At 69.8% G+C, this 14,435-nt stretch carries 11 protein-coding genes; 4 read left to right on the top strand and 7 right to left on the bottom strand.

All coding sequences use genetic code 11. The annotated features are described in order from the left end of the window. Nucleotides 1–90 precede the first annotated feature (90 nt). Complete coding sequence (locus tag ABEA04_RS10150; protein ID WP_345457817.1) at nucleotides 91–3,279, top strand: VWA domain-containing protein; 3,189 nt, start codon at nucleotides 91–93, stop codon at nucleotides 3,277–3,279. Between the two features lie 5 nt (nucleotides 3,280–3,284). Here ABEA04_RS10150 and ABEA04_RS10145 read toward each other — a convergent pair whose 3' ends face one another. Next, a complete protein-coding gene (locus ABEA04_RS10145; RefSeq protein WP_345457814.1) occupies nucleotides 3,285–3,950 on the bottom strand; it encodes a hypothetical protein in 666 nt (221 codons plus the stop codon). Nucleotides 3,951–4,320: 370 nt separating this feature from the next. Beyond that, on the bottom strand, nucleotides 4,321–5,721 hold the full coding sequence (locus ABEA04_RS10140) for an HNH endonuclease signature motif containing protein (RefSeq protein WP_345457811.1): 1,401 nt from the start codon (nucleotides 5,719–5,721) through the stop codon (nucleotides 4,321–4,323). 65 nt (nucleotides 5,722–5,786) lie between these two features. Between ABEA04_RS10140 and ABEA04_RS10135 the strand changes: the two genes are divergently transcribed. Then, nucleotides 5,787–6,806, top strand: coding sequence for an acyltransferase family protein (locus tag ABEA04_RS10135; RefSeq protein WP_345457808.1), 1,020 nt, complete (start codon nucleotides 5,787–5,789; stop codon nucleotides 6,804–6,806). On the opposite strand, the gene ABEA04_RS10130 is transcribed toward ABEA04_RS10135, so the two are convergent. Continuing rightward, nucleotides 6,769–7,524 (bottom strand): hypothetical protein, encoded by a 756-nt coding sequence (locus ABEA04_RS10130; protein ID WP_345457805.1) that lies wholly within the window; start codon nucleotides 7,522–7,524, stop codon nucleotides 6,769–6,771. The genes ABEA04_RS10135 and ABEA04_RS10130 overlap by 38 nt on opposite strands. Before the next feature lie 263 nt (nucleotides 7,525–7,787). Between ABEA04_RS10130 and ABEA04_RS10125 the strand changes: the two genes are divergently transcribed. Beyond that, the gene (locus ABEA04_RS10125) at nucleotides 7,788–8,498 is read left to right on the top strand and encodes a class I SAM-dependent methyltransferase (RefSeq protein ID WP_345457802.1); all 711 of its coding nucleotides are present in this window, start codon (nucleotides 7,788–7,790) and stop codon (nucleotides 8,496–8,498) included. Nucleotides 8,499–8,680: 182 nt separating this feature from the next. After that, on the top strand, nucleotides 8,681–9,298 hold the full coding sequence (locus ABEA04_RS10120; protein WP_345457800.1) for an FkbM family methyltransferase: 618 nt from the start codon (nucleotides 8,681–8,683) through the stop codon (nucleotides 9,296–9,298). Here the strand turns inward: ABEA04_RS10120 and ABEA04_RS10115 are convergent. From ABEA04_RS10115 to ABEA04_RS10100, 4 genes are read right to left on the bottom strand one after another with little or no spacing between them, the layout of a single operon-like run. Beyond that, nucleotides 9,295–10,281, bottom strand: coding sequence for a CgeB family protein (locus tag ABEA04_RS10115; RefSeq protein WP_345457797.1), 987 nt, complete (start codon nucleotides 10,279–10,281; stop codon nucleotides 9,295–9,297). The two genes, ABEA04_RS10120 and ABEA04_RS10115, sit on opposite strands and share 4 nt — an antisense overlap. Further along, a complete protein-coding gene (locus tag ABEA04_RS10110) occupies nucleotides 10,278–11,867 on the bottom strand; it encodes a hypothetical protein (RefSeq protein WP_345457794.1) in 1,590 nt (529 codons plus the stop codon). The genes ABEA04_RS10115 and ABEA04_RS10110 overlap by 4 nt, the downstream gene beginning before the upstream one ends. Then, nucleotides 11,864–12,976 (bottom strand): glycosyltransferase family 4 protein, encoded by a 1,113-nt coding sequence (locus tag ABEA04_RS10105; protein WP_345457791.1) that lies wholly within the window; start codon nucleotides 12,974–12,976, stop codon nucleotides 11,864–11,866. The genes ABEA04_RS10110 and ABEA04_RS10105 overlap by 4 nt, the downstream gene beginning before the upstream one ends. Continuing rightward, nucleotides 12,973–14,259, bottom strand: coding sequence for an oligosaccharide flippase family protein (locus ABEA04_RS10100; protein ID WP_345457788.1), 1,287 nt, complete (start codon nucleotides 14,257–14,259; stop codon nucleotides 12,973–12,975). Before ABEA04_RS10100 ends, ABEA04_RS10105 begins: the two co-directional genes overlap by 4 nt. Nucleotides 14,260–14,435: the final 176 nt, after the last annotated feature.

The following is a 14,435-nucleotide window of genomic DNA, read 5'->3' as shown; positions in this document are numbered from 1 at the left end:
CGCTGACGGCGATTCCTGCGAACCGATGAGACCCACCCCGCGCCACTGCTTGGATGCCGTTGCCGACGCAGCGGACATGGGGGAAGAGCGATGCGCGCACGTGGGGCGAGGCTGCTCGCCGTCCTGATCACGACGACCGTGGGCACCAGCCTCGCCGCCGTACCGACGCGCCCCGAGGCCGCTCCGCTCCGCGCGGCGACGCCGGCCCCGGTGACCATCACGCTCGACCGGGCGCCGGCGCAGCACCCGTCGAGGACCCCGGTCACCGTCTCGGGCACCTCGACCGCGCCGCCGGGCTCGAGGGCCGTCCTCGACTACCGCTCGGCCGACAGGGACCGATGGATCCGCGTCGACCTGGACCCGACGCCGCGACGCCTGTCGTTCTCGGCGTTCGTCGACCTCGGGCCGACGCGCTACCGCGTGGCGATCGTCGACGGGAAGAACCGGGTCCTGGCCCGACGCGAGTGGCGCACGACAGGCGTGCCCGGACTCACGGTCCCGCGGCCACGGGTCGGGCAGAGCTTCCGTGTGATGGGCTACGTGCCCGACGACCGCACACACCGGCCCGCGACCCTCGAGCAGTACGTCGGCGGCCGGTGGCGGCCCCTGGCCCGGGCCCGGGCCACCCACCGGGTCTCGTTCCCCGTGCGGCTGACGCGCCTCACGTCGCTGCGCATCCGCATCGGGGGCTTCGTCAGCCCCACGGTCGTCGTCGACCCGCTCCTGCCCGTGCGCCACGGCGTCGACACCGACGACGACGGGCTGCCCGACTACGTCGAGCAGCGCTTCGGGTCCGGGCGCGGCTCGGACGACGCCGACCACGACGGGCTCGACGACCGGCAGGAGCTGCTGTCGCAGACCGACCCCCGCCTCGCCGACACCGACGGTGACGGTCTGGCCGACGCGCGCGACGACACCGACGCCGACGGCCTCTCGAACCTCGGCGAGCTGCGTGGCGGCAGCCGCCCCGACCAGGCGGACACCGACGGCGACACCCTCGACGACCGCCGCGAGCGGCGGCTCGGCACGTCGGCGACCGACGGCGACACCGATGGCGACGGCGCGGCGGACGCCGACGAGCTCGCGGTCGGCAGTGACCCGCGGACCGCCGACACCGACGGCGACGGCGTGGCCGACGGCGACGAGACCGACTTCGAGGTCACGGTCGAGTCCCCCGTGCTGGGCGTGACGGTGGAGGCCACGGGCCCGGCCGAGGAGGTCGCCGGCATCTCGGTCGCCGCCGTGGAGCAGGGTCCGCTGACCGACGACGCGACCGGCTACCTGAGCACCCCGGTCGACGTGGAGGTCGAGGGGGACGACGTCACCGCGACCGTGGCGGTCGAGATCGACCCGGCGACCGTGCCGGAGGGCCACGAGGTCGCCCTGGCCCACCTCGGCGACGGCGGCCTCGTGATGGACCTCCCGGCCGGCCAGACCTACGACCCCGACACCGGCGTCCTGACGGCCCAGGCCGACGACTTCTCGCCCTTCGTCGCGGTGGACCTGACGGCACTGCGGCAGCTGTTCTCGATCGAGATCAAGCAGCCGCGGGAGGGCAGCGGCGAGGTCGCCTCGATCGACGCCGTCCTGGCCATCGACTCCTCGGGCTCGATGGTGAGCAACGACCCCGAGGACCTCCGTCTCGACGCCTCGAAGGAGTTCGTCGGGACGCTGCTCGACGGTGACCGTGCCGGGGTGGTCGACTTCGACTCCGCCGCCTACGTCGCGCAGGGCCTGACCACCGACTTCGACGCTGTCCGCGCGGCGATCGACCTGATCGACTCCTCGGGCGGCACCGACATCGGCGCTGCCGTGTCGACCTCGCTGGGCGAGCTCGACGCCCAGTCCGACGGGCGGGGGCGCGTCGTCGTCCTGCTGACCGACGGTGACGGGGACTACGACGAGGCGCTGACCGAGCGGGCCGTCGCGACCCGTACGACGATCTACACGGTCGGCCTCGGCTCGGGCGTGAACACCACGCTGCTCGACGACATCGCGACGTCGACGGGGGGCAAGTTCTTCTACGTCGGCGACGCCGACGACCTGGCCGACGCCTACGACCGCATCGGCGACGCCATCGGGGTGCCCGACACCGACGGCGACGGGATCTCGGACGATGCGGAGACGAACGGCTGGCACACCTCGCGCGGCAGCCTCTACCGCACCGACCCCGCGGAGGCCGACACCGACGGTGACGGTCTCACGGACGGCCAGGAGGCGGGGGCGCTCGTGTCGAACCTGGCGGGCTCGTCGTCCTACCGTGGCGTCTCCGACCCCACCCGGGTCGACACCGACGGCGACCACGGCGACGACTACATCGAGCGCGAGGCCGGCACCTCGCCGCTGCTCCAGGACACCGACGGCGACGGCCTCACCGACTTCCGCGAGCTGGCGGAGTACCTCAGCGACCCGCTGAGCGCCGATCACGACCACGACGGCCGGCGCGACGACCAGGAGGTCCGGGACGGCACCGACCCCTACCTCTACGACCTCAGCGGCCTCGACCGCGTCGCCGCGGTGTCGGGCGGCTACCTCTTCGGCGACTGGCAGTGGGGGGCCGAGCACGTCGGCGGGCTCTCGGTCGACGTCCGCGAGTCGGGTGAGTACCTGCTCGGCCAGTTCGTCTCCGGCGTCCTGGTGGTCGGCGACGTCCGCGACATCGTGGCCAACATCGGCACGGGCGACTTCGGCACGGCACTGTGGACGGCGGTCGGGTTCGTGCCCGGTTTCGGTGACGGCGCCAAGTTCCTCTCGACCGTGGCGAAGTTCGCGACCAGGAGCAAGCGTGGCGCCCGGGCGGCCGTGTGGTTCAACCGCTTCTTCTACCGCTCGCAGAAGATCAAGGACGTGCGTCGCAGCGTGCGCTCGACGATCACCTCCAACCGCACGCTGTTCCGCCTGGTGGTCGACACCTCGGCCCCGGTGAAGCGGCTCGACCTGCGCCACACGTGGCGCAACGAGGGATACCTGTCCAAGGGCTACAAGGCCATCAACATCGTCAAGAACGGCACCGACATCGGCGTGCACCTGGCCGGGGTCAGCGAGGTGCGTTGGCTCGAGCCCCAGGTGGACTACGCCGGCAGGCAGGTGGGCGCGAACCGCGTGAACCTGCAGTACAACTACCAGGGCCGTCACTACGTGGTGCAGTTCTTCCGGCCGCTCAAGAGCGACCCGGGCAGCGCGAAGCGCATCCAGGAGACCTACGTCCGTCTGCTCAGCAACGACCCCAAGCTCAGCGAGGACCAGATCAAGCTCGAGCTGAAGGGCACCCCGCAGTAGCTCGACTAGGTGAGGGTGGCGAGGCTGAGCGTCGCCGGCGCGAGCGACTGGCTGGCGCTCGAGGTGGCGTTGAGGATCAGGCCGGCGTCCCAGGTGTAGGTGACCGTGCCGGCAGTGTTGCTGTTGGTGACCGCGAAGGACAGGTTGGGCAGCGTCGTCCCGACCGAGACCACGCCCGAGGTGAAGGTGAAGGTCACCGCGCGCGTGAGGGTGTTGATGGACGGCGGCGGCCCGGCCAGCGTCCAGCCGCTGCTGACGGCGCCGTACTGGCCGGCGGGGCGGTTCACGCCGAGCGGGGCGCCGTTGGCCGGGACGGTCACCTGGATGGTGACGAAGCCGGTGCCCGACCCGCCGCTGGTGCGGATGCCGCTGAGGCTGAGGTTGGCCACCGAGTTGGCCGCGATCGTGGTCGGGGCCGTGCTCGTCGCGGTGTAGCCGGACGTCGCGCCGCTCCAGTAGTAGAACGGGGTGCCGCCGGTGAAGGCGCCGCGCGCCGCCGTGAACGAGTCGACGACGACGGCGGTGAGGCCGGAGAACGCGACCGCCGGCGCGGCTGCGGCGACGACGATCGCGGGCGCCGACCAGGCCGCCGCGCCGAGGACCCGACGTCGACTGACCGCCCTCGCCTCGTCACCGGAGTCGTCTTCGGGCGTGATGGGTTGACTGGACATGGTGGTACCGCCTGCTGTGTGGGGGGTGTGAGCGTCCAAGCAGCCCACGTGCGGCACGCTAACCCCGCTCGACGGAATTTGCAGCGCGCCGGCCCCGGATTTTTCCGAGCGCCCGTCGCGGGAACCCGACCCACGGACCCTGAGCTTGTCGAAGGGACGGGCCCTGAGCCTGTCGGAGGGACGGACCCTGAGCCTGTCGAAGGGACGGACCCTGAGCCTGTCGAAGGGACGGACCCTGAGCCTGTCGGAGGGACGGACCCTGAGCCTGTCGAAGGGACGGACCCTGAGCCTGTCGAAGGGACGGACCGTGAGCCTGTCGAAGGGACGGACCCTGAGCCTGTCGAAGGGCACCCCAGCAGACCCCGACCGGTCAGGCCAAGGCAGCCGCGCGCAGCGGCGGCGAGACGAACCGCGTGAAGCGGTCTCGGTCGTCGACGTCCGGCGGTGGTCTCCAGACCGGACGCCGGGTGGTCGGGTCGAGCCGGACCGTCCACGGCGACTGGTGGGTGATGGTGTGGTGGCGGCGGCAGAGCAGGGTGAGGTTGTCGAGGCTGGTCTCGCCGCCGTCGACCCAGTGGCGTAGGTGGTGGGCGTCGCAGGCGACGGGTGGTCGGCTGCAGCCGGGGAAGGTGCAGTGCCGGTCGCGCAGCACGAGCGCCTGCCAGATCGGGGTGGTGACGAGCCGGCGGGTGCGGCCGACGTCGAGCACCTGACCCTCGCCACCGAGGACGGCGGGCAGGAGGTCGGCGTCGCACGCCAGGCGGCGCACGGCGGCGGCGGAGAGCGACTGGCCCGAGCCGAGCAGTCCGTCGCTCTCGACCTGGGCGACGAGCGCCCGGTGGTCGATGGTGACGGTGATGCGGGGCGTGGCGCCGTGGGTGGTGGGCAGTGCGGTGGTGGTCTGGGCCTGGTGGCAGACCTCGACGAGCGCGTCGAGCAGCCGCGCGCCGTGGTCGCGCGGGTCCCGACCGTTGTGGGAGCAGGCGGGCGCGGGGCACCCGGGGTGCAGCCGACGTCCGTCGCTGTCGCGGTTGAGGACACCGGCCAGGGCGGGGTCACCGCCGCACGCGCCCGGCGCGGTGGTGGCGGGCTTGGTGAGGGGCAGGAGCGTGGTGCGGATGGTCTCGGCGTCCTCGACGGTGGCGTAGCCGCGGATGACGACGCCGCCCACCTCGTCGGGAGTCAGCGCGAGGTAGCGGGCGACGTGGGCGCCGCGCTCCTGCTTGGCGCGGGAGCGGTCGTCGGCGAGCAGCCGGCCGTCGGGGTCGAGCTGGGCCACCACGTCGCCGAAGGCGCGGTCGAGGTCGGTGGCGTCGAGCTGCTGCTGCGAGACCTGGGCGAGCATCGCCGCCGCCGCGTCGTGGCGCAGGGACTCGACGCGCGGCAGCGTGGCGGTGCGGGCGGCGATCACGCGGGCCTGTGCCGTCGAGATCTCGCCGGCCAGCATCGCCGTGCGGACGGCGGGCAGGTCGCGGGTCTGCTCGGCCAGCCGCAGCAGCCCCCCGCCGTGGCCCTTGCGGCCGCCGGCGAGGTGGGTGAGGAAGTCCTTCACCGAGGCCCACCCCTCGGCGGCGGCCGCGTCGGTGGCCTGCAGCTGCTCGGCGTTGACGACCTGCGCCGCCTGCGCCCGCGTGACCAGCCGCGCCAGCACCGCCCCGGTCTCGACCAGCTCGGACGGCGAGCACGTCGACCAGTCCGTGTCGGTCAGACCCGCGACCTCGCTCTCCAGCACCGCGAGGTGCTGGAGAGGGGTGTTCGCAAGGCCGGCCATGGGCCGACACTATCGCTAGTGTGTTCGAATATCAAGAGATAGGAGGGATGCCCGACAATGCGTCCGTGGCTCCCACCGTCGCCGTCGAGCGCCCGCGCGACCTAGGCGTCGACGTCGCCCGCGGCGTGGCCGTGTTCTCGATGTTCATCGCCCACTTCGCCCCGTCGGCCGGCCCCGGTGACGTGTTGATCCTCAGCGAGTACCTCACCGCTCCCCTGTTCGCCCTGCTCATCGGCTGGGGCGCCCAGCTCGGGCACGGCCGCGACCGCGAGGTCTGGTCGATCGCCGTGCGGGCCACCGTGCTCGTCCTGCTCGGGCTCGCGCTCGAGCAGCTCGAGACGCAGATCGTCATCGTGCTGGTCTGGCTCGGCGTGCTGACGGTGCTGTGCGGCCTGCTCGTGCGGACGCCGACCGCCGCCGTCCTCGCGGTCGGCGCGGTCTCGTTCGCCCTGACCCCGACGCTGCTCGACCGCTCGCGCGACTGGCTGCAGGAGCGCGCCGTCGCCGGTGACCCGGTGACCGGCCTGCCGCTACGACTGGTCGAGCTCACCGTCGGCGGACCCGACTACCGCCTCACCGGCCTGCTGCCCGCGGCCTGTGTGGGCATCGTGCTCGCCCGCCACCCCGGCCGTCTGGTCAGGTTCGGCACCCTGGCGGTCGCCGCCGCTGGCGCGGTGGTGCTGCTCGGCGCCGACGCCTCGGGCCGCATCGACCTCGTGCCCTACTCGGGCACGCACCTGACGATGCTGTTCGAGCTGGCGCTTGTCATGATGGCCGCCCAGCTCAGCCGCACGCTGGCCCCGGCGCTCGGTGGGTTTGGGCGCCTCCTGGGTGCCGTCGGCGGAATGACGCTTTCGATCTACGTCGCCCAGGTGTTGGTCGACGCCTGGTACCTCGTCGACCGGCCGCCCGGCTTCCGCGACGACTCCTGGTTGCTGATAATCGGCCAATGCGCAGGCGCAGTGGCGCTAGCGGTCACCTGGCCGCGGGCGATACACCGCAATCCGTGGTCTAAAGGTCCACTCGAGGGCCTAGAACGGCTGTTCGTCAGGTCCAGACGATTGTTAGATCGTCGATCGCCGTGAAGGGCCGAACATTGGCGTTCGCAGACCCCGTGACAGTGGCGATTCGCACGAAAACGCTCGACGAGAGGTTGTCCAATTGCGAACCAAACGTCGCGTTGACGGTGTCGTTCTTGAAGGTGCCTTGCACGGTCGAGAATGCATTCGCCAGCGCGACGACACGCGTTGTGCCATAGAAGGCATCAACGGTCCAAGTGGTTGTGCGCCCGGCCGTGGTCGTCTCGTGTACCTGCTGTGCTTTGAAACTGAGGTTGACGTTGGTCCTGCCGGTCGTCGGACCGAGCTCCACAACGAACGCGGCACCGGGGTCGCCGAAGCTTCCCGACTGACGCACAGCGACCGCTCTGTTTGTGGATGCCGCTTGCTGGGCGGTCGTCGCGGCACCCGTGAGCCCTGTTGCAGAAGCAACGTTGAAAAATCCCCCTCCGGTGTTAGTCCAATTCGTGGCCGCGGAGGTGAAGGTCGCTGCGGTGCCCAAGTTGGTTGTGCTTGCGCCAGTTCGCACCGTGAAACCCGCAGGCAGGGCTGTGGCGATCCCATCGAAGTCGCTAGTGAATGCAACTGTTGGGGTCGGCGTCCCGGAGGTCGCGAACGATGGCGCTGCGGTTGCAACGACGATGGCCGGAGCCGACCAGGCCGCGGTGCCGAGCACCCGCCGGCGACTGATGCGCGACCCACCCGGAGCGTGCAGACGGGTGGAGGTGTCGCCGAGGTCGGGCATGAGGGCTCCAGTCGGTGGCGCAGTCGGAGAGAGCAGGGTGCGGCGGCACAGTATCCCGATCTGGGGGGCCGCGAGAGGCTTTCTGCAAACGGTCTAGTCGCCCGCTGGCGGCCGCCGCAGACGGTCGGCATCCGCCGGTGCAGAGGCACCGAGGCACAGCCCGAAGGTGGAGCCGAACTCAAGGCCCGTGCCGAGCCATGACCATCAGCCGACCGTCCTGCGGTGTGCGAACAACCGAAGGTTCGGACGTCTATTCTCGCCCGGTGACGACCGACTACCGCACGCGCCTCTACGAGGCCTACGCCTCGACACATGCCGGGGTCTCCGTCGTCGCTAGCTCGGAGCACGCCTTCCGGCGCGACATCCTCCCCCATCTCCCGGACGACCGACGAGCCGCAGTCGTAGACCTCGGTTGCGGCCAGGGCCAACTGGTGGCCCAGCTGCTCCGCCATGGGTATCAGGGCGCATGGGGCATCGACGCCAGCCCCGAGCAAGTAAGCCTCGCGCACGCCGCCGGCATCGCGCAGGTGCGGCAGGGCGACTTCCGCGAGGCGCTCGCCTCCGCATCGATCGACGTCGCTACGGCCACCGACCTGTTCGAGCACCTCAGCAAGGACGAGGCACTCGGGGCGATGGACGCCGTTTTCGCCGCTCTCCGACCCAGCGGACGTGCGATCCTTCGCGTGCCCAACGGCGTGAGTCCCTTCGTAGGGAACTTCCAGCACGGCGACCTGACGCACGAGACCACCTACACGGCGCGCAGCCTGCGTCAGCTGGGCGCTGCGGCCGGCTTCTCAGTCACCACCGTGCACGCCTGTCCACCCGTCAGGCACAGCATCAAGAGCGGCCTGCGCGTTGGGGCGTGGAAGGCCGCTAGTGGCCTGATGAAACTGGCTCTCGCTGCGGAGACCGGTCAGTTGCGAGGCCACCTCGTTACTCAGAACGTCGTCGCAGTGATGGTCAAGAGTCAGTGATGGGTGGCGCTAAGCCGCGCCTGGTCCCCGTCAAGCGCGCTGTGGCCGGCGCGCTCACCTCGGCGCCGGTCGCCGCGCTCGTAGACCGAGTCACCGGTGGCGTCATCAGGTCCCGCGGACTTCGAATCGACACTCGCTCCCCGGCCGTCGCCTCGTCGACTCGGGCGGCTCTCCTCTTCCGCATGTATGAGAGCGCCGAGATTCGCATGGTGCGAACACATCTCCGCTCAGCCAGTCACTTGGTCGACCTTGGCGCCAGCCTCGGCGTTGTCAGCTCCGCAGCAGCGCGGCTGCTGCCCCCTGGCGCTGAGGTGACCTGCGTTGAGGCGAACGCCCAGATCGCAGCACTGACCAGCGCGAACTTGGCGCGCAACGCACCTCACGTCCGAGCAGGCGTGATTAATGGCGCCATCGACTACACCCGGTCCCCCGGTCAGGCGGTTTCCTTCGTCGAAGCCGACGAGCATGTTGGCTCCGCAATCGACGCCGATGGGACGCGAGCGGGGTTCACGGCTCCGGCCGTTCGCCTGACCGACCTCGTGCAAGGCGTGAAGGCATTCAGTCTGGTGATGGACATCGAAGGCGCCGAGGTCGGATTGTTGCTTGCTGAAGCACAAACCCTCCAGCGATGCCAGCAACTCGTAGCCGAGCTGCATGCGACCGAACACGATGGCCGGCGCTGGGAGGTTCCCGACATTCTCCAGCTTGCGACGAGCCTCGGATTCACCGTTACTGCCTCGTACGGCAACGTCTTCGTATTGACGCGGACACCCGCACCGATCGGCGGGCCTCACGCCTAGATGCCGAGATCCTCGAACATCGTCCTCAGCCGGTGGGCGTAGGTGTGCTCCAAGGACGCACGTGAGGCTGCCGCGTCTGCGATCGCAACCCCATCGACTGTGTCGCGTAGGAGGCGGTTGCATACTTCCACCAACTCGTCGTACGAATCGAAGGTGAGCACCTCTCGCCCACGCTCAAATAGCTCATCCATCCCAGGTAGCCACTCGGTCAGCACCGCAGCGCCCGAGGCTGTCGCCTCGAAGAGCCTGCAGTTGCTGCCAGCGAACTCCGCGGGGTGCAGGTTGTTGATGACCCCCCGCGAGGAGCGGAACACGCGCGCCTTTTCTTGCCCGAAGACGCTTCGACCCGCGTGCGCCTCGCGCAGTCTGGGGAACTCCATCCAGTCGGCGATCGGAGATCCGTACAAGCGCAGCGGTACGCCGTCGCGCAGCAGCGCGTCGAGGAGCACGGCACGCGTTGGGTGGATGTTCCCGACGACGGCGAAGGATGGCTCGACGCCGTACGGGCCGGCCGGACGGTGCCAGAGCGGGTTGGCCGCCTCCGGCAGGTAGCGGACGGGCAGCCCGTAGATCGCCTGGAGCTTCCTCGCCACTGACGGGATCTTCAGATAGATCCGGTCATAGGGAGCCAGGAACATCTGGTGCTTCCGAAAGTTCGAGACGGCGTCGGGGAACCAGAGGACGATCTTGCCGACGCTCCTACGCATCTCCCGGACGGTCTCGGGTGTCAGCCGGTTGTCGACACTGATAACGACGTCGGGCGCGGTCTCCGCCACCCGTCGGAGCATCGCTCGCTGCAACGGGCGATCGAGAGCGGACACCTGGTCGGCCGCCAGGTGGAGGACGTGGCTGATCCTCGCCGGCCGCAGGTCTCGCCGAGCGGGCCCCACGAGCGTGGCCTCGTGACCCATCGCTCTCAGGCTCGACGCAACGTTGTCGGCGAACAGGTCCGGGGCCGTCGGCCCGATCACGGCGGCTCTCACGACTGCGGCCTCCCCTTGGTCGGACGCCGGAACAAGGCGAGGACGACCACGTAGTAGGTGACCAGGAAGACAGGGATGCTGGCCAGCAGGGAAACCGCGTCGAGCTCCTGCTTGACGACCGGCACGAAGACGATCGTCGCGATCAGGCCCCCGCGCAGTCCTCCGAGGCGCTCCCGGGCATCGTCAACGGCTCGAAGCGCCCCACCCAGGACGAACATCCCGGCGACCGCCACCCCGATGCCGCCGTACATGTAGAGGCTGCCCTGGAAGGTCAGAGCACTCGAGCTCACGCCTTCCCCCCGGTAGTAGGCGCGATAGAACTCCAGGCCTGATACGCGAAGCGGTTTGCCGGGCCACACCGCACGCGGAATGACAGCAGTGACCGGAGCAACCGCCATCTCAGTGATCGGCCGGTACGGGATCGCGACCGGGGTCTTGTCGATGATCACGATCTCGTTGTCGATCAGACGGAGTCGCGAGACCACCGTCCTCAGCTGCTCTCGGGGGCCGTCGTCGGTCCCGTCCACAGCGCTGCCCCCGCTCACGAGTGACTCGAGACCCACTCGGATGCTCTCCTCGGCATCGAGGCGCGAGCCTCCTTCACGGACGTCCGCGCGCAGGCTCGTCACGAACGGCGTCACGAAGAAGACGAAGATGGCTGACGCCACGACGATCGCCGCCCACGGGATGCGCCGCCCACTCAACGTGACCACCGGGATGAGCACAGCCAGCAGCGCGATGACGAAGGACTCCTTGGTGCCCCCCAGGAGACCGATGACCAGCTCGGTGCACAGCAACCCGAGTAGGCACGCCCGGTCGGCGAGCAAGCCTGAGAGCGCGAAGCGGGCCGCTGCGGCGAACAGTGCGTACGTGCGCAGTGACGTCAGGAGGACGAGGACCTGGGTGTATCCCTCGGACTGCGTGGTGCTTTGCACGTCACTGCCGCCGATGTAGGCGTAGTTCCCGAGCAGCACCAGCTGGGCCACCGTCGCGCCCAGCCCGGTGCAGTAGACCGCGAAGATGGCCAACCGGCTCGCGACAGAGGTCCGCAGGCCAGAGCGTCCGAGATCGAGCAGTCTGACCACAGGGCGCATCAGAATCTTCGGGTGCAGCTTGTTGCCAAGCGCAAATGCAGTGAAACCGACCGCGAGCACGGCTGAAGCGCGCGGGACAAGGGCGGGGTCGACGGCGGCGAAGGTTCCCGTGCGGTCCTGGCCGGCGAGTGAGAGGGTCGCGAAGCCGTAGAGCACCGAGGCGCCCGCCAGGACCCAGCTCGCGAGCCTAAAGGTGGTCAGCCCGAGGCCGTCCGATCTGAGCGAGACGAGCAGAGCGAGCAAGTAGAACGCCAGGCCGAGAGCACAGAAGTTACTTCTCGCATCGCCGGGGGGCGAGGCTGCTGCGCTCGCTGCCATGAGCGCCGCGGTCAGCGCGAGGGCCAGGGCCGCCAGTGCCCTGAACGCATCCCGGCGCAACCGGGCGCGCTTCTCGGCGGCTCCCGGCGCCGGCCTCGCGAGAGTGGGCCCGGGTGCCACGGCATCGCCTTCCCCGGCTGTACGATCTGGCCGGTTCCGGGCTTCCAGCGTCACTGTCCGCGCCTTGCCAGGTCGTCGATGAAACCGCCGTGCGACCGACGCTGGAAACGCTCGGCCCGGGCCCTTGCGGCGGTACCCATCGCTGCGGCCCACGGCCTGTTCGCCGCGAGCGCTCCCAGCGCAGCGGCCAGCTCGTCGATCTGGCCACATCGGACGACAAGTCCCGTCTCGTACGGCGCGACGTCGTCGTGCGTACCCCAACTGCCCGTCGTGTCAGCCACCACGAGAGCGCAGCCGCTCGCGGCCGCCTCGCTGACCGCCAAGGGGTGAGGGTCGTAGCTCGACACGTGCGCGTAGACGTCGCTCCCGCGGTAGAGCTGGACGAGCCCACCCGGCGGAACGAAGCCCAGGAAGGTGATGTTCGGCGCGTCGGCGGCCAGCTCGCGGCATGCCTCGAGCTCGTCGCCCGACCCGGCCATGAGCAAGTGGAGATCCCTCGGCGTGAACCGCCGCGCCGTCTCGACCAGGTCCCGCTGCCTCTTACGTGTCTCGAACTTCCCGACGTTCAGCACGACGAGCGCCTCAGGGTGGACGCCCAACTCGGCACGCAGCTCCGTCTGAGCTTCGTCACGTCCCAGCATCGCCGGACTGATCGGGAAGTGCATCCGGACGATCCGGTCTTGCGGGACGCCACGGGCGAGGTAGTACTCCTCGTTCGCATCACCGACGCTCAAGAAGGTCGAAACCCGCCGGAACAGTCTGCGGATGACCAGGGCCTTGAGCGGTTCGCGAAGACCCTTTGCTGCATCGTGTCGGTCTTCGCTGTCAGCGACGTACGCGATCGAGACGTCACGCCGCCACGCCCACCGCCATGCTGCTCGCGAGATGGGCTCCGCGTACCCGTAGATGACCAGGTGGTCAGGAGCGAGGTCGTCGAGGGCGGACGCCACAGCCCGGTTGTTCGGGGCGATGCGCCAGTCGAAACCCTCAAGTAGCCCGGCTCCCCAACTAACTTGTCGACCGAACCCCGCGTCGTGATAGGGCTCTGCGCCCTTAAGCGATCCGAAGACGACGGTGAGGTCGACGTCCGACCGTTCGGCAAGGCTCCTGTACTGGGGGCAGAAGTGCTGGATTGGGTGCGACACGAGCACGACGAGCTTCACCGCGAACCACCTCGTGCAGGATCAGGCGCGTCCAGTGACCCCGTCCGGTCCCGCCCGCCCCTGACGGCCAGGCAGAGGAGCACGGCGACCAGGACGAACGTGGCAGAGGACGCCAGAGCAGCCCCCATGCCGCCCCAGACGGGCACCAACGCGATCAGCAGTACGGTGACCAGGACGGCCCCGGCGAGCTGCGCCCACGCGACCGCGAGCGGGCGCCCCAGGCCGCGCAGGATGTCTCCAGCGACTGCCGACACGGCAAGCGCCAGCGCTCCCGGAGCCAGCACCCACACGAGCTGAGTCGCACCGCTGAAGGACTCTCCGAAGACGAGGGGCACGAGCCACGGGGCAGTCACGCAGAGAGGGACCAGGGTGACTCCTGCGACGAGCACCGATCCGACGAGGGCAGTTTGTTGAAGACGACGAGTGTCCTGTCCGCTTCCCTCGCCGCTCGCAAGCCGGGGGAACACGACGTTCCCGATGGCGGTCACCAACGGCAGGGCCAGGGCCGTCACGCTCACGGCGACCGCGTAGAGCCCGAGCACCGCCGAGCCTGCGACCTGCGAGAGCACCAACTGGTCGGCTCGTGAGTTGATGCTGGTGGGCGCGGATGCCGCGAGCTGACTGACGCCGTACGTCGTCAGCGGACGGATGAGACCGCGTCGTACTCGACCGCCTGCGAGTCCGACGGAACGCCCGAGCCAATAAGAGAGGAGGCCTTGAGCCGTCGACGTCGCCGCCAGCGCCACACAGAAGACGAGGATGTTGGACTTCCCCATCACCGCGATCGCGACCACGCACAGCAGGTACGGCACGGGGAGCCCCAGACGCATCATGTTCCAGCGGCGGATGTCCACCGCCTGGAGCGCGAACCCGAAGCTCGCTCCGGCGAAGGCGGGCAGGCAGCACACGAACATCACCCGCATGGCGGCGATCACATCGTCACCATCGACCAGCAGAGGGGCCATGAAGTACCCACCGACGGCCCAGCCGGAGCCGGTCAGCACCATCAGTGCGCGACCGGTCGCGACGACGTCTGCGCCGCTTCCCGGATCGCGTGCCACGAAGTACGTCACAGCGGCCGTCAACCCCAGCTCGCCGATGATGAGGGCACTGCCGAACAACACCACGACGGCCGCGTAGTCCCCTCGCCCGGAGGGCCCCAGCTCTCGAGCGACAATCACGCCCGCAAGCGAGCTGCACACCACCATCACCACATTGGTCGCGGCTGTGCCCAGCAGGGGACTGCCGCCCGGGATGCCGTGCTCTCGGGCACGACGAACCACCGCCCTCCCCGCTGAACTCACGGCCATAGCCCCGTCACGCACGGACAGCGACCAGCAGGGCACGTCACGAGCCGACGCGCGCAGACAGGCACGAGCCGCAGCGACCGTTGATGCGAAGCGACACCGCGTCGCGGGGCACGGCTTTCGCGGCCGTCATGGCTCGTCTCCCATCAAGT

It is taken from the genome of Nocardioides marinquilinus (assembly GCF_039543705.1).
GTDB classification, from domain to species: domain Bacteria; phylum Actinomycetota; class Actinomycetes; order Propionibacteriales; family Nocardioidaceae; genus Nocardioides; species Nocardioides marinquilinus.
Note: the sequence above shows the minus strand (reverse complement) of the source record. Positions and strands in the feature narration are given on the sequence as shown.